Raw genomic sequence first — 18675 nt, 5'->3', positions numbered from 1 at the left:
AGCGGCGTTGTTAGGGGCGTGAGCCCTTTTTAACTTCGGCTTGCGCGTCGCAGAAAGTCGGCACTTGCACGGCGCGGCCGTTCGCGGCACGGAAACTCGGGTTTTCACACAGCCTGGCCCCGGAGCAGACGGTCGAGCTTTGGCTTTACTCCGTAGCTCCTTCGCACATCTGTCCTTCTTTATCCCATCGGCCACCACGGTCCAAGCAACTGTCTATTCGCACTTCGTTCCGCAACCACAGGCCAACAGCGACCAGTAACGCAAGCACAAACATTCCAAGCAGAATTTTTCTAAATTTCATTCGTATTGGTCAACTGAGAATAAGCGAGTTCGAAAGTCCGCTCCTGGCCGATTTAATCACTTCAAAACCTTGGGCAATTCCGGCTGACTAACTATTTTGAAAGTTATTAGCAAAATCACTGCAACGAGCATCGCCAGGAAAAATCCTGAAACCAAGGCCGGCAGTGCCGTATAAACTAACTGGTCCCAGCCAATTCGACCAAGCTCGTCCGAAAATTCGTTCTGGGGGTTATGTGATAGCGCAATATAAGCTACGCACAGCGGGGGAGTAAAAAGTGAGAATAGCGCAGCCGTGACAATTAAAACCTTTTGCAGTGTGCTCATTAGCAAATATCTCTCAATCAAAAACCGACCTGCTTTTCGGCGGCCACTTGTGCGATTTCGGCAGCTCGCGCGATATGTGCCAGAGTCGTGAGTATCACAACGGCGACTGAAAACTTCCTCATGAAGAATCCCCACGCTAAACTTGAACCTTAGCTCATTTACGCAGTATGAAGATACACACAAACTCACTCATCCAGTATCAGGATGCAATTCCTATACTAGCGCGATATTTCCTCACAAAACCGGATAATGAATTGAAGAGCCTCTTTCAGGTTGAAGCTTGGCAGTCCGCTTCTGGCCGGTCTCTGCCAATTGTACTTGACAGCGGATTGGCACCCCCATGCTCGGCGACCGAGTACCGCCAACACCGAGTGAGCCTGCATTTCGTGAGAGCGCCTGGCATTACGACCTGGTTACTCATCGCGTTGCGTTTCGACGATACGTCCGGTACCTTCTTTAAAGACAAAGTACATCTTGCCACGGAACAGATGCGAGGCATTGGTCCGCCACCAAGCAGCCGCCTCTGGGTGCTTAAGCTCAAGTACAGCAACGGCCGTTCCCGTTTCAACAACGAACCCCGACTGACGCTCTAGCTTTCCAGTTACGAACGCAGTAAGACAAGACAGAAAGCCCTTTGGACCCGAAACCACTCCGGACGTCAGAAGAGAAACGGGTGCCTCCTGCCGCCGTGCGAGCGGCAAAATCAGCCCCACCCAATGCTCCCGCACCCATAGCGGGGCTTCGCCGGGCGGAACCGAGGTAATGAGTAAATGAGATGCCATTAGAAGATCGCCTTAGACGTTGTTGTTGGGCCTCGAGCGACCGCTACTGGCAGCCGACAGAAGCCGATTCACGTACGCTCACGCATGTAGCTACTGATTGCCTTCCCGTTCAGCTCAGTCTCCATTTCGTAGGTCATTCCCAGGCGCTCGGCAACGCGACGCGATGATTCATTGCCAGAACTGATGAGAGCCCGAATTTTCAGTTCGCCTCGAACCTCGAACACATAATTCAAGACTGCCGCGGCCGCCTCGTTCGCAATTCCTTTCCCCCAGAATGCTCGATAAGTATTCCATCCCATTTCCATCACAGTTGATTGTTCGCGAAAGAACGCTCCCACGTTGCCAACGAGCTGGCCGGTCTGCTTATCCTCTATAGCCCACCAACCAGCTCCGTGGACGAGCCACAATCCAGCATGTGAAGTGAAAATTCTCCAAGCCGTCTGACGGTCAGCTGAGCCCAAGTGAACTGAGCTTTCCGGATTCACCAAATGGTCTGCAAATAAGTCGAAGTCGACGCGCCGATATTCGCGAAGCGTAAGTCGTTCTGTCTGAAGGTGCGGTACGGAAGCTGTGAACACGTGGCTCATCAGGAACTCATCCTTTTATGTGGCAATGGTGATTACCAGTCCGGTATTGGCCGCTTGGAATCGATGCGGCCATTAAACCCGCCCGCATCGATACAGTCAAGAAACTCTCTAACCACGGGGCAAAACTCCCGAGGTCCACAATCATGCTTAACGGATTCCGATTGGATGGCATACCGGCACCGCTCAAGCCATCACCTCTATGCTTTGCCCAAACCCTGCAAGCTCGTGAAAAATATCGTCCAGATAGATGGCGATTTCGTCCTCGGGCAGCGTGGGCGGGATGACGATCTCCTCCATGGGAACGCGCTTGCCGAAGTCCAGGCGATAGACTTCCCACGCATCGCCCACGCGCCTGACATCAAGCTGGAACCTGCCGTAAATGTTGAATCTCATTCCCATTGGCTCCCGTTACTTCGACGGACGTATGCCGGTGTACTGCGCCGACACCAGCTTCCACTTGCCTTCCTTCAGCTGCGCGACGTAGCTGGCGCGCATGGCGAAGGTGCGGGCCTGGCTTTCAGCGCCCATGGTGTAAGTCAGCTTCGCCAGAACGACCGCCGTGTCGCCCAGCACCCGCACCATCGGCTCACTCACCTGCAACTGCGGCGGCGGGCGTTTTTGCTCGGAAGCGTAGAAGGACAGCATCTTCTCACGGCTATCCACCTCGCCGGCGGGAGACACCTCGACATAGTTATCGGCGGTGACGGTCTTCAGCGTGGTCTGGTCGAAGTCGCGCTGCGCTTCGGCGTGGCGCTGCACCAGCTCAACCAGCGCTGGGCTGGCGTCCGGCGCGGCGGCAGCACCGGCATTCGCGCCGCACGCCAGCGCAAGGAAGACGCACTGCAGAACGAAACGCGGTTTGACTAAATATTTTCCTGACATGGCTTGCGGGTTCTCCTTAAGTTAGCTAGCGTGAACACTGCTTCGCGCTCGTTCAGCATGCCGCGCGTCCAGCCCTGGCGGGCGTAAAACCCGTCGGCGCGCGTGCCTGCGGTAGTGGTCAGCCGGACGCTTTCGCTGCCCTGCTCGAACAGCCAATCGACAGCCAGCTGCAGCAAACGCTTGGCGATGCCCTGCCCTTCATAACGCTGCGCCATGAACAGCGCCCAGATCGACGAGTGCTCCTTGTCCGCGTAGCAGAAACCGGCGATCACGCCGTCGCGCTCCGCCACCCAGCCACGGCCCAGCAGGTCCAGGTAGTCCAGGTACATCTGCTCCGTTACGCGCGCAGGATCGGACAGCACGTTTTCCGTCACCTCCAGGCGGATCACCGACATGGCGGGGATATCCTGCGCGGTTGCTCGCCTGACGATCACTCCCTTCCTTTGCGGCCCGCGTAGGCCATCATCCAGAACAGGTCGTCCTCGGACTCCACCGTCCAGCCTTCGCGTTCGTAAAATCGTTTGGCATCGACGTTGACGCGGAACACGCGCAGGCTGAGCCGGCGGCGCGACTGCACGCTCATGTGGCGCAGGTCCGCCAGCAGGCGCGCGCCCAGTCCCTTGGAGCGGAATGCCGGCTCAAGCACCAGCATGCGCAGATAGATGTCGTCCTGTTTCAGGTCCAGCTGGAAGTAGCCCGCGAACTCGCCGCCCACTTCCACAACGTAGCTCGCGGACGACGAAAAGGCTTTATCAAAGTCGGCGCTCTGCCAGTCCTGATCCCAGCCCCAGATGGATTCGATATGCGGCTTCATCGCCGACTGATACAAGTGCCAGATGCCGGCCTTGTCGCCGGCATGGGCCAGCCGCGTCACGGGCACGCCCATCGTTCTCTCCGCATTCAACAATAATGTGAGCAGAATAACAGGTGTGGCCCTGTGAAAAATGCGCACATTCTCACCGCTTGCCAGACTCAATCTATCCATGCGATGGCGTCCAGCAGGCCTTGCAGCCTGCTGGCGCGGCCCGCGTTCACCATCTTCACGTAGGAAATTCTGCCTGCGAGATAGGCCTGGAAGTCCGGATGCCGGTCACGGTTCTGGGACGCGGGGCCATGACGTACGCAGTTGGTCAGCGTGGCCTTGAGCTGGTCGTATTCGTCGCGCGCAATGTTGGGATGGGCGTTCACCACGATGCCTGTCACCTGCTGCCGCATCCCCTCCCGCATCAGGCGGGTCTTGCGCATGTTCACGCGGAAGCCTTCCTCCAGCGCGATCGCGGCGACCCGGATGTGGAAGCGGTCCGCCGCCCGCGCAAACGCCGCGCCGCCGGAGAATGCCAGGTCGTCGGCATAGCGGCTGTAGGATGCGTCCAGCGATTGCGCCAGCGCCGAGAGCCGGATGTCGAGACGGTAGGCGCACAGATTGGCCAGCGCGGGCGAGCACGGGGATCCTTGCGGCAGGTGCGGAGACTTCAGGGCCTGGCGTTCAGTCCAGGGCAGCGAACCTTCGGCCAGCCTGTCGCGCAAGGCGCCAGGCGGCGTGCGGTTGACGCAAATGCGGGCCAGCGTGCCGGCGGTTTTGTGCGGGTAGCCCAGCTTTTTGAACAGCGCATGGACGCGCGCGAGCTGTATGCTCGGAAAAAAGTCCTTCAGGTCCATGCGGATCACGGCGTGACGGCCGGCGTGCTGCGCCGCGTGCGTGAGGCAGGAGTGGCCGCGCCGAAAGCCATGTGCGGCCGCGTGCGGCGGCACACGGTCCAGTATCTCGCGCAGGATTTTCTGCTGGATGCGCCGCAGCCGCGCCTTCGGTATTTCTATCAGCCGCTGCCCGCCACTGCGCTTCGGCACCCAGCGATAGTGGTAATGCTGGAGCGGCGATTGCTCATCGCGCACAAGCCGCCACTGGTCGGCGAACCAGTCCAGCGCGCCGACGGGCTCATTCAACCAGGCGGCCAGCGCGCCGGCATGCGGCAAGTCCGGCAGCGCAAGCGCGGCTAACCAGGCGGGCTTGGGCGGCCGCACCGCCGGGTCCACGCACAAGCGCCGCACGTCGGGCAGCGCGACGGGCTCCGGCTCCAGCTCCGCGTATTCAACTCCCGGGCCAGCGCTTCCATGGTCAATGCACTCCAGCAGGAGAGCGGCCAGTTCTTGCCGGCTGTAGTAGTGGAAGTTGTCGCCGGTCCGTTCGATGAGTGCCGAGCAAACAGCGGGCACCCACGGCGGTTCCGCGTCGAATACGCGATTGCATGCGGCGATCAGGGCAGCCAGGCTGCCGTCCGTGGCCAGCGCCATATCGGCCAGCGCCAGCACGGTGAACTGTTTGCTATTCATGCGCAGCGGAGGTCCAAAGGGGCGGAGATCCGTCAACTAGTCTCGTGATGCGTGAGCTGTCTTGCGCGGAAGCGCAACGAGGCCCATGCGGCGAAGTACTGAACAATCAATTTACCACGGGGTAGCCCCGTAGAGGCTGTCCCTGCACGAGGCAGGGACAGGCCGGCTCGAAGGAATCCGCCCCGCAGACACAGTAGGGCAATTTCGCACAACGGTCAACAGAACAGGATCAGCGCACAGGGTCAGCGCACTTCCACCACCGGCAGTTCGATCGCGCTGGCAGAACCGGGCGCGCGGTAGATGCGCTGGGTGGCCTTGATGTAGTCCGACGGCTGCGCGTGGAAGATGTTGGGCACGAAGCGCTGCGGGTTGCGGTCGTACAGCGGGAACCAGCTGGACTGGATCTGCACCATCACGCGGTGACCCTTCAGGAACACGTGGTTCACGTTCGGCAGCGCGTAGCGGTAGCGCTCCACCTTGTTGGCCGGGATCGCCTCGGCGTGCTCCAGGCTGTTGCGGTAGCGGCCACGGAAGATGTCCATCGAGATGCCTTGCTGGTAGCCGCCCAGCTCGGGCTGCGACGGCATCTCGTCCGGGTAGACGTCGATCAGCTTGACCACCCAGTCGGCGTCTGTGCCGCTGGTGGCGGCGTACAGGTTCACCATCGGCTGGCCGGACAACTGCAGCGACGCTTGCAGCGGCTCGGTCACGTAGGTCAGCACGTCCGGACGGTCGGAGGTGAAACGCTGGTCGCTCACCAGCCACGGCTTCCACACGTTCTCGTCGTGCATGCGCACCGGGCGCGGCACGAACGGCACCGGCTTGGCCGGGTCGGACACGTATTCGTCATACGCGGCACCGGCCTTGGGCGGCTCGAAGCCCAGCTTGTAGCCATCCTGCAGGTAAATGGCCTTGGCCGAGGACGGGCAGCCGCTGGCGCATGACTGCGGCCATTTGTCGAAGCGCTGCCAGCGGTTGGTGCCGGTCTGGTAGCTCAGCACGGGCGGCGTGTCGGCCACCGGCGCGCCGTCCTTCAGGTACTGGTTGAAAAAGGGCTGCATCACGTTGCGGCGGAATTCCAGCGCGGTGTCGCCGGTGAACTTGATGGCGCCCAGGTTGGAGCCGTCGTAGTTCACGCCGCTGTGCCGCCACGGGCCGATCACCAGGTAATTCAGCTTGTTGGCCTTGTCCTGCGGCTCCATGGCGGCGTAGGCGGCGTACGGGCCGTAGATGTCCTCCTGGTCCCACTGCCCCACCACGTGCATGGTCGGCACGCTCAGCTTGCGCGCGCCCACCAGCTTGTCGATCGCCTGGTGCTGCCAGTAGCTGTCGTAGGCCGGGTGTTCGAACAGCTTCTTGGTATAGGTCAGCTGGTCCAGGCCGAATTTCTTGGCGTAGTCGCCCGCCGAGCCGGCGCGCAGGAAGCCTTCGTAGTCGTCGTAATAGCCGCTGGCCACCGCTTCGCCGCGTCCCTTGACCGAGGTCTGGCCGCCGATGTACGGCAGGCTGGGCATGCGGAAGGCGCCGTTGTGGAACCAGTCGTCGCCGCGCCAGCCGTCCACCATGGCGCTCATCGGCACCGCCGCCTTCAGCGCGGGATGCGGGTCCATCAGCGCCATCATCACCGTGAAGCCTTCGTACGACGAGCCCACCATGCCGACCTTGCCGTTGGACTCGGGCACGTTCCTGGTCAGCCATTCGATGGTGTCCCAGGCGTCGGTGGCGTGGTCGATCTTGCTGTTGTTGAGCGGGCCGCTCAGCGGGCGCGTCATCACGTACTCGCCCTCGGAGCCGTACTTGCCGCGCACGTCCTGGAACACGCGGATGTAGCCTTCGTCGATAAAGGTCTCGTCGCCCTGCGGCAGGATGGCGCGGATGCTTGGGCTGATGTTGCGCTGTGCGCGCCGCGCAGCGTTGTACGGCGTGCGGGTGAGCATGATGGGCGCCTTGGCGCCATTGGCGCCCGTGCCCTTGGGCATGATGATCACGGTGTACAGCTTGACGCCGTCGCGCATCGGCACCATCACCACTTTTTTCACGTAGTCGGCATTGCCCGCCGGGGCGGCGAAGCTGGCGGGAATGTCGACCGCCATCGGCGGCGTTTGCGCCAGCGCGGACGAAATGAACAGGGAAAGCGCCGCCAGGGCCGGCAGCTGGATGGTGGTGCGGGTACGCTTGTTGCGCATAGGTCTGTCTCCGATTTGTGCTGCGGGCCATGGTAGACAGTTGCCATTCATAGCGCAATGCAACTTTTGTAACGCACTTTTTCTACGGCTGTTGCGTCTGCTTGCAAGCTGCCCGGCGCTACGCCAGCTGACATTGGCTGCACACAACTGGACGTAGTTGCAATATTGTTAATTTATTGCGACCAACAAATAGCTGGAATCACGCGCCGCAAACGCGCGCGCCGGTTGCGCCGCCGGCGCCACCTTGACAGGGCGGCGGCAAACTGCAACCATACGGGCATGAAATTTTTCCAACCACATCGCACCTGCCTGAATTGGTGGCCCCGCTGACATAGCGCGGCCACTGCACAGTGATGTGAGTATTTAGTCAACGCCGCCTTCGCAGGGTGGCGTTTTTCTTGGCGCATCGTGCGGGGCGGCAGAACCCCAAGGAATCCGTATGAGCCAGCCTGCAACGCCCACCACCCCGTCCGTGATCCTGACCGGCGACCGTCCCACCGGTCCGCTGCACCTGGGCCATTACGTCGGCAGCCTGCGCAACCGCGTGGCCTACCAGCACGACTACAAGCAGTTCATCATGCTGGCCGACTCGCAAGCGCTGACCGACAACATGGAAGACACCGACAAGGTGCACCGCAACGTGGTGGAAGTGGCGCTGGATTACCTGGCCGTGGGCATCGACCCGGCCAAGTCCACCATCCTGATCCAGTCGCAGATCCCCGAGCTGGCCGAGCTGACTTTCTACTACCTGAACATGGTGACCGTGGCGCGCCTGGAGCGCAACCCGACCGTGAAGCAGGAAATCATCCTGCGCGGCTTCGAGCGCGACATCCCGGCCGGCTTCCTGACCTACCCCGCCAGCCAGGCGGCCGACATTTCGGCCTTCAAGGCCTCGCTGGTGCCGGTGGGCGAAGACCAGATCCCGATGATCGAACAGACCAACGAGATCGTGCGCAAGTTCAACCGCCTGGCCAACCGCGACATCCTGGTCGAGTGCAAGGCGCTGGTGCCGGAAATCGGCCGCCTGCCGGGCATCGACGGCAAGGCCAAGATGAGCAAGTCGCTGGGCAACACCATCAACCTGGGCGCCACCGCCGACGAGATCACCGCCGCCGTGAAGAAGGTCTACACCGACCCGCTGCACCTGCGCGTGCAGGACCCCGGCCACCTGGAAGGCAACGTGGCCTTCATCTACCTGGACGCGTTCGACACCGACAAAGCGGCGCTGGAAGAAATGAAAGCGCACTACGTGCGCGGCGGCCTGGGCGACAGCATCGTCAAGAAGCGCCTGGAAGTGGTGCTGCAGGAAATGCTGGCGCCAATCCGCGCACGCCGCGAGGAGTTCGCCAAGGACAAGGGCCAGGTCATGCAGATCCTGAAGGAAGGCACGGCCAAGGCGCGCGAAGTGGCAGCCAAGACCGCCGACGAAGTCAAGGCCGCGCTGGGCCTGAGCTACTTCTAATGCACCGCAAGGCGGGAGGCGCCGCCTCCTACCTGGCCATCGGCGCGTTCGCCCTGCTGTACCTGGTCGCCGTCCTGCTGTGGCGCATCCCCGCCTGGCCCGGCCTGCTGTACGCTGGGGCCAGCGTGATGTGCTTCATTTTCTACGCCATCGACAAGTCCGCCGCCAAGGCGGGACGCTGGCGCACGCCGGAAAGCACCTTGCTGCTGCTCGGCCTGTGCTGCGGCTGGCCCGGCGCCATCCTCGCGCAGCAATGGCTGCGCCACAAGTCCAGCAAGACCTCCTTCCAGCTCGCCTTCTGGGCCACCGTCGCTGTCAACCTGGCGGCCTTTGGCTGGCTGGCGCAGCGCTTCCCGGGCGCATAGCAGCCAGCAATCAGCAATCCGGGCCGCGCACCAGCGTTTCGCGCAGCACGGCGGCGGCGCGGCGCGCGGACTCGGCGCGGGCCTGGTAGTCGGCCGACGCGGTGAGCAGGCCGCGCGTATCCGCGTGCTCGGCCAGGCGGCGCGCCAGTTCTGCTTTCTCATTGAGCGCGCGGATCGCCGACCACACGGCCTCCTCCACCACCCGGTCCTGCGTCTGCTCCAGCGCCAGCGCGGTGAAGCTGTGGCCGGTGTGGCAGCGGTAGCGGCCGCGCTGCCTGCTGTTCAGGTCGGCGTTCATGTCGGCGTTCGGGCCGGCCTTCGGTTCTCCCTTCAGTTGCCCATCTATCTCCCACAGCGCGCCATGGCACTCGGGACAGGTGAACGTGGACGGCCGCGCAACGCGCGCCAGCTCGCGCAATTCACGGCCGCCGCCGGCGTAGCGGTTCTCCACCTTGATCCATTCGGGCACCTCGCGCGGCTTGGTCTCCATCACTGCGTCCTCCCTGGCTCCCGGTTCGGACGGCGGAAGCGGCGCGGCGGCCAGGGTCTGCAGCATGTCGCCGATATCGTCGAGTCTCAAAACATGGTCCACGGCCACCTGCTCCAGCGCGCTGGCCGGCATGCCGTCGGCAAAGGCGTCGGCCGGATCCTGCACCACGGCGATGCCGCCGCAGGCCTTGATGGCCTGCAGGCCGGCGGCGCCGTCGTCCAGGTGGCCGGTCAGGATCACGCCCGTCGCGCCCGGGCCGTAGGCTGCGGCGGCGGAGCGGAACAGCGGATCGATGGCCGGCCGGGTGTAGTTCTCCATGGCGCCCAACGTCAGCCGCACGCAGCCGATCGGGCCGTCGCGCGCCACCATCAGGTGGCGGTCCGGCGGCGCCACCAGTATCATCGGCTGCGCCAGGTGCTCGCCGTCGCGCGCGTGGCGCACCTGCAGCGCGCACACCTTGCGCAGCAGCGCCGGCAGGATGCTGTCGCGCGCGCCGATATGCATCACCACCAGCAGCGGCGCCGGAAAGTCGGCCGGCAGCTTGCCCAGCACCCGTTTCAACGCGTCCAGCCCGCCCGCCGAGGTACCGATCACCACCACTTTGTCGATCGCCGGCGTCATAGGCCGGACGGATAGGTTTCGGGCGCTTCATCCGTCGCCCACGAGGCAGTCCGTTCCAGCGGCGGCACCGCCGTGCTGCGGTCGATATGGATCAGCGCATCGAACTGGCGCGCGGGGTCGGCCCGGAAATAGTGGCTGCGGCGTTCCGTTTCCGGCCGGTACACCACGCCGATGGCGCGCTCGATCAGCGGCTCGGGCAGGTGCGCCAGCACGCTGTCGCGCCCGCGCAGCGGCAGCAGGAACTCATTGCCGGGCAAGGGCGCGCCGCTGGCGTGCAGCAGGCGCTCGATGCTGTGCGGCAGCGAAGGCTGCACCGCCTTCAGTTCGGCCGGACCGTCCCAGCCGCTGGCGGCGGTGACGCTGCCGGTGTGGGTGGTGAAACCGAGCAGGAAGGACTCGCCGGGCGGATAACCCTCGCGCACCAGCTGGCCCAGGTTGATCTGGCCGCCCTCGCCCATCTCGGTGGCGCGCGCGTCGCCGATGTGGGAGTTGTGCGCCCACACCACGATCTTGGCCGGGCCGCGCCCCTTGCGCGCGCCCAGGTGCTGACGCAGCGCCAGCAGCGTGTCGGCCATGTGGGTGTCGCGCACGTTCCAGGCAGCGTCGCCGGGCTGGAACATGGCGCGGTAATAGGTCTCGGCGTTGCGCGCCACGCGCGCGTTCTGCTGCGCGTAGAACAGCTGGTCCGGCACGGCCGCGCCGGGCCGCGCCATCAGCCGTGCCGCCTGCAGGCTCAGCTCGCGCAGCTGCCCCACCAGTTCGTCCTCGCAGCCGCGCGTCATGCCGAAGGTGGCGGCGTAGCCGTAGCGTTGCGGAAAATCGGCCATGTGGTCGATGCAGGCGTAGCGCTCGCGGGCGCGGTGCGCGGCGGCCGGGTCTTCCTTGTCCAGGTATTCAATCACGGCGTGCATGGACTTGCGCAGGCTGTACAGGTCCAGCCCGTAAAAACCCGTGCGCCGCGCCGGGTCGCCGGCCTGCGCATTGTGCGCGCGCAGCCATTCCACCAGCGCCAGCACTTCCGTATTGCGCCACATCCACTGCGGAAAGCGCTGGAAGCCGGCCAGCGCGCCGGCCGCGTTGATGTCGCCGTCGGAATGCTGCACGTAACGGCTCACGCGCAGCGCGTCCGGCCAGTCGCACTCCACGGCAATGGCGTCGAAGCCGCGCTCGACCACCAGGCGCTTGGTGATTTCCGTGCGCAGGCGGTAGAACTCCGTGGTGCCGTGCGTGGATTCGCCCAGCAGCACGATGCTGGAAGCGCCGATCTGGTCGAGCAGATGATCGAAGTGCGTGTCGTCCGCCAGCGGCAGCAACTCGGCGCGCAGCGCCAGGGCGGTGGCTGAAGCAGTCATGAGGGCCTCCTACCGCCATGATAGTCCCATCCATCGGAGCGCGCCACACGCCTGCCTGTCTGCTTGCCTGCCTGTCTGCTTGCCGGCCTGCTTGCCTTCCGGCCGGGCTTCCGCGCAAGTCCGTGCTGTGCGACACTGTCGCCCTTGCGAACTGGAAAGCTTGATGATGTGGAATGGAGTGCTGTGCGGCCTGCTGGCCGGGGCCATGTGGGGCATGGTGTTCATCGTGCCGGAACTGCTGTCGGCGTTCTCGCCGGTGGAAATGGCGGTGGGCCGCTATATCGCCTACGGCGCCATCGCGCTGGGCCTGATGCTGCCGCGCCTGGGGCGCCTGTACGCTCGGCTGGAGCGCAGCGACTACGCGGCGCTGGTGCGCCATGCGCTGGCCGGCAACATCGTCTACTACATGCTGCTGGCGCTGGGCGTGAAGCTGGCCGGCGTGGCGCCCACCTCCCTGATCATCGGCGTGCTGCCGATCTCGGTCACCCTGATGGGCCGCAAGGACCACGGCGCCTTGCCGCAGCGCCAGCTGGCGCTGCCGCTGCTGGTGGCGGCGGCCGGCATCGCCTGCATCAATGTGGACGTGTTCATGCACGCGGGCGCGGCCGGCAGCACCGTACTGCAGACCTTGCTGGGCGTGCTGTGCGCCACCGGCGCGCTGCTGTGCTGGAGCTGGTACACGCTCGACAACGCGCGCTACCTGAAGCGCAATCCGCATTTCACGAGCGCGGAATGGTCGGCGCTGTACGGCCTGTCCAGCGGCCTGATCGCGCTGCTGATCGGCGCGGTGGCGCTTGCCGTATGGCACGGCGACGTGCTGGGCGCGGCCGGCAAGGCCAGCGGGCGCGACTGGACGATGTTCTGGATCACCAACTCCCTGCTGGCCCTGGGCGCGTCGGTGATCGGCAACCACTTGTGGAATATCGCCAGCCGGCGCGTGCCGGTCACGCTGTCCGGCCAGCTGATCCTGTTTGAAACGCTGTTCGCGCTGCTGTACGGCTTTATCTACAAGCAGCAGTGGCCGCGTCCGCTGGAAGCGGCGGCCATCGTGCTGCTGGCGGCGGGCGTGATGTGGTCGGTGCGGGTGCACGCCATGGAGGAAGACCTGCCGCCGCCGTAAGCGTGCTTACTTCACCAGCGTCGCCTGCACCAGCGCCGCCATCGCTTCCCCGGCGGGCTGCGTGCGCAAACCCTGCACCACGCCCTCGCGGTCGGCCGCGCTGCGGTTCTGGCTCACCTTCCATTTGCCGCTCAGCGACGCCAGCGGGATCTCCATGCCGACGATGGCTTTCATGGTGGCCTCGATGAAGTCCGGCGGCGCGTCCGACAGCTGCCACGGCTGCGGCAGTCCCGCCTCGTGCACGGCGGTCAGGTCGTTCAGCAAGCGCCACAGCCAGGCGCCGTCCTCCACCACGCGCGCGCTGCCGCGCGCCTGTACCATCGCATAGTTCCAGGTCGGCACCACCTTGTGGTGCTCGGCCTTGCTGGCGTACCAGCCGGGGCTGACGTAGGCGTGCGGCCCCTGGAACAGCACCAGGCACTCGCCGCCGTCCCGCAAGGCCTGCCAGACCGGGTTGGCGCGCGCCACGTGGGCGCGCAGCACGCCGCGCTCGCCTTCGCCGGGATACAGGATGAAGGGAATCAGGTCGGCGCTGACGCTGCCGCCGCTGGCGACGATGAGCGTGCCCAGCGGATGGGCGCGCATCAGCCCATGCAACAGTTCGGGGCGTTCTTCGAGGAAGGCGGCTTGGCTATACATGACAGCTCCACGGTGGCGATGGCCCCAGTGTAGCGAGGCAGGGCGCGCGCGGCGAGAGCCACGGCGCGGCGGGAAATTGGAGCCACATCGCGGAGCCAAATCGCGGAGCCACATCGCGGAGCCAGGCGCAAGGCCGGGCCGTGGGAACGGGCCGGGGTGCGACAACTATTCCAGCAAGCCGCTCTCGCACAGCACGTCCTGCACCAGTTCCAGGCGCAGCACCGGGTTGGGCTGGGCCATCAGCAATTGCTTGCGGCCGGGCGGCATGCGCAGCAGCTCGCACCAGCGGTTGGCCACCCAGCCGGCGTCGTCGAGCTTGTAGGGCGGCAGCAGCGGCATCTGGGTGGTCGGCAGCTGGCGCTTCTGCAGCGAACGGATCACGGCGCCCAGGGCGTCGGCCACGTCCTTCTGCTCGCCGGGAACGGGAATTGGCATGTCCGGCTCCAGCATCTCCACCTCGCCCATCCACAGGCCGTGCTTGAGCTGGGCAGCCGAGTTGATGCGGAAGCGCTGGGTGCCGACGCAGGTCAGCTGGAGCAGGCCCGACAGCGGCGAAGTCCAGTCCACGATGCGCGCCATGGTGCCGATATCCGTTAACTCCTCGTGCTGCTCCGGGCGCTGCACCTCGCTGCCGGAAGCCAGCGCCACCACGCCGAATTCCTCGGAGCGGGCGATGCACTTTTTCACCAGGTCGAGATAACGCACTTCGAATACTTGCAACGGCAAGTGTCCGTCTGGAAACAGTACTGTATTAAGAGGAAATAAGGGTATGACAGGCATCTTGCCATCATCGCACGAAATACGTCATGCCGCCGAGCAAAATTCCAGCGCCGGGGCAGGAAGCATGCGGGCTTTGTGGCGAATGCCACACTGTGATTGCCTAAAATGAAAATATCCGCCATGCCCACGCGGGCAAGACGGATATCTTTTACAACAACAACCTGGATTTATTTAATCAGGAAGTCTTCTTTGTTTTTACCTTCCAGCCATTTTGGTGCGCGGCCGCGGCCGGTCCAGCTTTGACCGGTGGCGGTGTCGCGGTATTTCATCGGCACCGGTGCGCGCGGCTTGCTTACTTTCGCAGGTTTGGCCGTGCCAGCCAGATCAGCCAGGGTCAGACCGTGTTCGCGCATGATGGCGGCGATTTTCTCTTTGGCCGAATTCAGCTCGTCGCGGCGGGCGGTTTCCGCCAGGTTTTGCAGTTCAGCGATTTTTGCCTGGTATTCCTGATAAGTGGTCATGACTCAACTCTTCCTCTATGGTTGATAAGAGATTCCCACAAAAGCGATTAGTTACAATCTGTGAGAATTCAAGACCGCAATTTACCACAAGATTACGCCGGCATTCTAGTTAAATATGAAACGCGAGGCATATTTTCCACGCCGGCGTTGAACCCGGCCCGGGTTCGCCGTCTAAACTATTTCTTTTTCCTGCGCAGTAGCCAGGTAGTAATACCGGTTATAAAGAACAGCGCCGGCAGCAATCCCGCCAGCGCCACCAGCCACTTGACGGCGGTGCCGCCCAGTTGGCCCGAATGCAGAGGGAACAGCGCAGCAAGGAAGCGGTCGCCGGGTTTGCCGGATAAAGGATTGATCGCTTCCAGGATTTTACCGCTGCGCATATCGATGTAAATACGCAGGGTGCCGGTACGCTGCCAGTCGTCGGCGCGGCGCAGGCGGGCGATGTATATGCCCTTATCCGGCTGGCGCGAAATACCGGCCATGATGGCGCCGTCGCGCAAATATGGCGCGGCGATGGCCTGCGCTTCGCCCCAGCTAATAGCGGTCTCGCCTTTTTGCAGCGCCGGCCGGGCGATGGCGCGGCGTTCCGCGCCGGTTTCCGCCACGCTGCCCACCATGGCGCCGACCACTTCCGGCAAGCCGTTGTAAAAACCGGTCAGCGCCAGCAGCAGTAAAGGCAGCAGCGCCAGCAAGCCGATGGAACGGTGCAAGTCGTAATTACTGCGGTAGGTACTCTGGTTCAGTTTAATGCGCAGCGCGCGCAGCCATTGGCGCTTGGCGGGCCATGCCAGGTAAAGTCCGCCCGCCAGCAGCACGGCAATAGCGGCGCCGATATAACCTTGCGCCAAACGGCCGGACTTACCCTGGAACATATTCAAATGCCAGGTCTGCATCATGGGCATCAGATATGACGCGCCGAGTCCCACGGCGGCGCGGTCGCGGCTGCCCAGCAAGGCGCCGGTGCAGGCATCCAGCAGGGCTTCGCCGGTTTCCATGCCGGGCGCCTTGAATGTCACGCGCATGCTGCCGCCTTCGTGGCGCGGCAGGAACACGCCGCCGACCCTGGCTTTCGGCCATTGCGCCTGCACCGCCGCGGCGGCGGCGTCCGGCGTGAGCGGCACGGCGCACGCCGATGCGGAGTGGAACAGCCGGGGATTGAGTGCTTCGTCGATTTCGTGTTCGAACACCAGCAGGGTGCCGGTCAGGCCCATCAGCACGAAAAGCAGGCCCAGCGTGAGGCCGGCCCAGCGGTGCAGCCACGCCATGGCCGGACGGAACGGGAAGCGGCGCAAGGGGACGGCTGCGATGGACATTTTCGGAAAGCAATGATTCAGGAAGCCCGCATCATAGCATTCGTGAGAATAAGTCTCAATTACTCGCCATCCCTGCCCCGCCAGCCAGGCTCAGTGCCGGCTGGCCACCGCCGCCCGGTGGGCCAGCTCGCCCTGCCCGATCTCGGCCAGGATGGCGCGCAGGCGCTCGTCCATCAAGCCCCTGCCGGAGATGGCCTGCGGCACCGCCAGCTCCGATTCCGTGTTCAGCTCCAGCAGCACCGGCCCTTCCGGGCACAGCGCCACGTCCCAGTTTTGCAGGCGCAGGCCGGGGAACAGCGCGCTGGCCGCATACACCAGGCGCACCGCGCGCTGCCAGTGCGGCAGCACAAAGCCGGCCAGCGCGCGGCCGGTGCCGGGGTGCTGGGCGATCTCACCGCCCGGCCCCATGCGGCAGATCACCCGCCGCACCAGGCCGCTGTCCGGGTCGACATCGCCCAGGCAGTTGCCGAAGTCGCCGTGCGAGAAATTGTCCAGCATATTGCGGCCCACGGTGATCTTCCAGAACGCCGTGTGCAGCACCGGCCCGCCGGGTGTGACGAAGCAGATGCAGCGCACGCAGCTCACCGCTTCCGAGCCGGTCATGTCGGCGATGGCATGGTGGGCTTTCAGCGGGCGCTGGAACAGCATGCCGCCGTAGGGTTCAAAGTCGAACGGCAGCAGGAATTGCGCCAGGCCGATGTCGTTGCCGTCCAGCAGCCGCAGGCGCTCGCCTTCCATGCCGGCCACGCCCAGCACACCGCGCCCGTAGCCGGCCGAAATGGGCTTGACATAGAACGGATACACGTCGCCGCGCAGCCAGGCCAGCACCGCGTCCTTGCTGGTGAGCACGGTTTCACTGTCGATGCGGCGGCCGGCCGTGGTGTAGGTGGCCAGCGGCTCGGGGGCCGGGAAGCCGGCCGAGCGCAGCAGCACGTGGTTGATCAGCTTGTCGTTCGCCAGCACGCGCGACTGCGGCGAGTTCAATTCGCGGTCCAGCGCGCTGCTCGCGCGCCAGCCGATAAATTCAGCGCGCCTGGCGGGTGTCACAGAGTTGTGCCAGATGCCATAATCGAAATATTCGCCGATCCCGACCGGGGATCGGCGCAATCGCAGGTTGGCGGCTTCCCATACCTGCCGCAACGCGGTTTTACCGCCCGCGTCCCGCGCCAAACGCAACTTGCCAATTAGCAGCCCCATCGAGACCTCCTCTGCAAGAGAGAGGGTCAGTTTAGTTCATACTTTCACATGCCGGAGGTGTAAATGAAGAGTGTGGTTTTATTGTCGGGCCGACAAGTGCCCGCGCTGGGCCAAGGCACCTGGAATATGGGCGAAGATCCGACCTACCGCGCACACGAGGTGGCCGCGCTGCAGCTCGGCATGGACTTGGGCATGACGCTGATCGACACCGCCGAGATGTACGCCGACGGCGGTAGCGAGGAAGTGGTGGGCGAAGCGATCGCCGGGCGGCGCGACGAGGCTTTTCTTGTAAGCAAAGTCTATCCGCACAACGCCACCCGGGCCGGGGTGGTGGCGGCCTGCGAGCGCAGCCTGAAGCGGTTGAATGTCGAGCAGATCGACCTCTACCTGCTGCACTGGCGCGGCTCGGTGCCGCTGGAGGAAACGCTGGAAGGCTTCATGGCGCTGCAGCGGGCCGGCAAGATAGGCGCCTACGGCGTCAGCAATTTCGACCTGGCCGACATGCGCGAAGCGCGCGCGCTGCCCGGCGGCGGCGCCATCACCGTCAACCAGGTGCTGTACAACCTGGCCAAGCGCGGCATTGAATGGGATTTGCTGCCGTGGTCGCAGCAGCAGCAAGTGCCGCTGATGGCCTATTCGCCGCTGGAATCGAATCCGCTGGAGCAGCGCGCCATGCTGGACAACCGCAGCCTGCAAACGGTGGCGCGGCGCCACGGCGCCACCCCGGCGCAGATCGCGCTGGCCTGGCTGCTGCGGCAGGACGGCGTGATCGTCATTCCCAAGGCCGCCAATCCCGACCACATCCGCCAGAACCGCGCCGCGCTCGACTTCGCCCTGAGCGCCGAAGACCTCGCCGAGCTGGACCAGGGCTACCCCCTGCCCCGCCGCCACAGCCCGCTGGCCATGCGCTGACCTGAGATAAGTTCCACGCGCACTTCTGACGCAGCGCACACGGCAGGTATGGCTTTGCGCCGATACTTATCATGCTGTGCGCCGCTGCGTACGGGAGAATAGTGTGAAGAAAAAGAAGAAATGGTGGGAACCTATCGCATTGTTTGCCAGTCATATAGGCAATGCGACGGTGATCCTTCTGCTGCTGTGCGCTGTGGCGAGCGGCACCACCACGCTGCTGCGGCAATTGGCGTACTTGGCCCTCCCCCCGTTCACTTTGTGGCTGTTGACCGTCCTGGACCATGCCACGCTTGCCGCCGGCGCACTACTTTATCTTGGACTACTGGGCGCCCACACTTGGCGGGTGCTGAAGGAGATGCTGAAATGAGTCGAACTCCCTGGGAGATATTCTGCTACTCAGCGAAACAGACACCCCGATTGTATTTCGCGCCACTCGTCGGCGCGGTAAAAGGGGCAATCGAATACACGCGCGAGCAGTATCGTCTTGCCGATGAAGCCGATGCCATTTTCTTTGGCGAGCAAAACGAGACCGATACGCCGACCGGTGTGCCCGCAAAGGAGAGCGGCTGAC

General features: G+C 64.0%; 22 protein-coding genes. 6 read left to right on the top strand and 16 right to left on the bottom strand.

The features are described 5' to 3' along the window. Window positions 1-357: 357 nt before the first annotated feature. The 9 genes from AC56DV_RS13085 to AC56DV_RS13045 form a co-directional block, all read right to left on the bottom strand. A complete protein-coding gene (locus AC56DV_RS13085) occupies window positions 358-624 on the bottom strand; it encodes a hypothetical protein (protein ID WP_496314707.1) in 267 nt (88 codons plus the stop codon). 413 nt (window positions 625-1037) lie between these two features. Beyond that, window positions 1038-1406, bottom strand: a complete 369-nt coding sequence (locus tag AC56DV_RS13080) for a hypothetical protein (protein WP_496314706.1) — start codon at window positions 1404-1406, stop codon at window positions 1038-1040. Between the two features lie 68 nt (window positions 1407-1474). Continuing rightward, window positions 1475-1993, bottom strand: a complete 519-nt coding sequence (locus tag AC56DV_RS13075; protein ID WP_496314705.1) for a GNAT family N-acetyltransferase — start codon at window positions 1991-1993, stop codon at window positions 1475-1477. Window positions 1994-2176: 183 nt separating this feature from the next. Further along, complete coding sequence (locus tag AC56DV_RS13070; protein WP_496314704.1) at window positions 2177-2386, bottom strand: DUF7661 family protein; 210 nt, start codon at window positions 2384-2386, stop codon at window positions 2177-2179. Window positions 2387-2401: 15 nt separating this feature from the next. Next, window positions 2402-2875 (bottom strand): nuclear transport factor 2 family protein, encoded by a 474-nt coding sequence (locus AC56DV_RS13065; protein WP_496314703.1) that lies wholly within the window; start codon window positions 2873-2875, stop codon window positions 2402-2404. Next, a complete protein-coding gene (locus tag AC56DV_RS13060) occupies window positions 2857-3309 on the bottom strand; it encodes a GNAT family N-acetyltransferase (protein WP_496314702.1) in 453 nt (150 codons plus the stop codon). Before AC56DV_RS13060 ends, AC56DV_RS13065 begins: the two co-directional genes overlap by 19 nt. Beyond that, window positions 3306-3761: a GNAT family N-acetyltransferase gene (locus AC56DV_RS13055; protein ID WP_496314701.1), complete on the bottom strand. Its 456-nt coding sequence runs from the start codon at window positions 3759-3761 to the stop codon at window positions 3306-3308. Before AC56DV_RS13055 ends, AC56DV_RS13060 begins: the two co-directional genes overlap by 4 nt. An 86-nt stretch (window positions 3762-3847) precedes the next feature. Beyond that, on the bottom strand, window positions 3848-5206 hold the full coding sequence (locus AC56DV_RS13050; protein ID WP_496314700.1) for a reverse transcriptase family protein: 1359 nt from the start codon (window positions 5204-5206) through the stop codon (window positions 3848-3850). 242 nt (window positions 5207-5448) lie between these two features. Further along, entirely contained in the window at window positions 5449-7392 is a 1944-nt protein-coding gene (locus AC56DV_RS13045) for a CocE/NonD family hydrolase (protein ID WP_496314699.1), read from the bottom strand. Between the two features lie 439 nt (window positions 7393-7831). On the opposite strand from AC56DV_RS13045, the gene trpS reads away from it, so the two are divergent. Both trpS and AC56DV_RS13035 read left to right on the top strand, forming a co-directional pair. Further along, complete coding sequence (trpS, locus tag AC56DV_RS13040) at window positions 7832-8854, top strand: tryptophan--tRNA ligase (protein ID WP_496314698.1); 1023 nt, start codon at window positions 7832-7834, stop codon at window positions 8852-8854. Continuing rightward, window positions 8854-9219, top strand: coding sequence for a DUF1294 domain-containing protein (locus AC56DV_RS13035; protein WP_496314697.1), 366 nt, complete (start codon window positions 8854-8856; stop codon window positions 9217-9219). Before trpS ends, AC56DV_RS13035 begins: the two co-directional genes overlap by 1 nt. Window positions 9220-9229: 10 nt before the next feature. On the opposite strand, the gene AC56DV_RS13030 is transcribed toward AC56DV_RS13035, so the two are convergent. Both AC56DV_RS13030 and AC56DV_RS13025 read right to left on the bottom strand, forming a co-directional pair. After that, a complete protein-coding gene (locus tag AC56DV_RS13030; RefSeq protein ID WP_496314696.1) occupies window positions 9230-10330 on the bottom strand; it encodes a chemotaxis protein CheB in 1101 nt (366 codons plus the stop codon). Continuing rightward, window positions 10327-11682 carry an erythromycin esterase family protein gene (locus tag AC56DV_RS13025; protein WP_496314695.1) on the bottom strand — a complete coding sequence of 452 codons (1356 nt, stop codon included), beginning with the start codon at window positions 11680-11682 and terminating at the stop codon, window positions 10327-10329. The genes AC56DV_RS13030 and AC56DV_RS13025 overlap by 4 nt, the downstream gene beginning before the upstream one ends. Window positions 11683-11848: 166 nt before the next feature. On the opposite strand from AC56DV_RS13025, the gene AC56DV_RS13020 reads away from it, so the two are divergent. Beyond that, window positions 11849-12802 (top strand): DMT family transporter, encoded by a 954-nt coding sequence (locus AC56DV_RS13020; RefSeq protein ID WP_496314731.1) that lies wholly within the window; start codon window positions 11849-11851, stop codon window positions 12800-12802. Window positions 12803-12808: 6 nt separating this feature from the next. On the opposite strand, the gene AC56DV_RS13015 is transcribed toward AC56DV_RS13020, so the two are convergent. The 5 genes from AC56DV_RS13015 to AC56DV_RS12995 all read right to left on the bottom strand — a co-directional run bounded on the left by AC56DV_RS13015 (window position 12809) and on the right by AC56DV_RS12995 (window position 17042). Beyond that, on the bottom strand, window positions 12809-13441 hold the full coding sequence (locus AC56DV_RS13015) for an FMN-binding negative transcriptional regulator (protein ID WP_496314694.1): 633 nt from the start codon (window positions 13439-13441) through the stop codon (window positions 12809-12811). 165 nt (window positions 13442-13606) lie between these two features. Next, window positions 13607-14221 carry an LON peptidase substrate-binding domain-containing protein gene (locus AC56DV_RS13010; protein WP_496314693.1) on the bottom strand — a complete coding sequence of 205 codons (615 nt, stop codon included), beginning with the start codon at window positions 14219-14221 and terminating at the stop codon, window positions 13607-13609. A gap of 167 nt (window positions 14222-14388) precedes the next feature. Beyond that, window positions 14389-14682: an H-NS histone family protein gene (locus AC56DV_RS13005; protein ID WP_107872133.1), complete on the bottom strand. Its 294-nt coding sequence runs from the start codon at window positions 14680-14682 to the stop codon at window positions 14389-14391. A gap of 176 nt (window positions 14683-14858) precedes the next feature. Beyond that, entirely contained in the window at window positions 14859-15995 is a 1137-nt protein-coding gene (locus AC56DV_RS13000) for a PepSY-associated TM helix domain-containing protein (RefSeq protein ID WP_496314692.1), read from the bottom strand. A gap of 90 nt (window positions 15996-16085) precedes the next feature. Beyond that, the gene (locus AC56DV_RS12995) at window positions 16086-17042 is read right to left on the bottom strand and encodes a sugar-transfer associated ATP-grasp domain-containing protein (RefSeq protein WP_496314691.1); all 957 of its coding nucleotides are present in this window, start codon (window positions 17040-17042) and stop codon (window positions 16086-16088) included. 213 nt (window positions 17043-17255) lie between these two features. Here AC56DV_RS12995 and AC56DV_RS12990 point away from each other — a divergent pair, with 213 nt between their 5' ends. From AC56DV_RS12990 to AC56DV_RS12980, 3 genes are all read left to right on the top strand, one after another. Beyond that, on the top strand, window positions 17256-18104 hold the full coding sequence (locus AC56DV_RS12990; protein ID WP_496314690.1) for an aldo/keto reductase: 849 nt from the start codon (window positions 17256-17258) through the stop codon (window positions 18102-18104). A 103-nt stretch (window positions 18105-18207) separates the two neighbouring features. Continuing rightward, window positions 18208-18471, top strand: coding sequence for a hypothetical protein (locus tag AC56DV_RS12985; protein ID WP_496314689.1), 264 nt, complete (start codon window positions 18208-18210; stop codon window positions 18469-18471). Further along, complete coding sequence (locus tag AC56DV_RS12980; protein WP_496314688.1) at window positions 18468-18674, top strand: hypothetical protein; 207 nt, start codon at window positions 18468-18470, stop codon at window positions 18672-18674. Before AC56DV_RS12985 ends, AC56DV_RS12980 begins: the two co-directional genes overlap by 4 nt. Window position 18675: the final 1 nt, after the last annotated feature.

The sequence above is a fragment of the Massilia sp. BGA-UO-ETr-WB1 genome (assembly GCF_059567845.1).
Note: the sequence above shows the minus strand (reverse complement) of the source record. Positions and strands in the feature narration are given on the sequence as shown.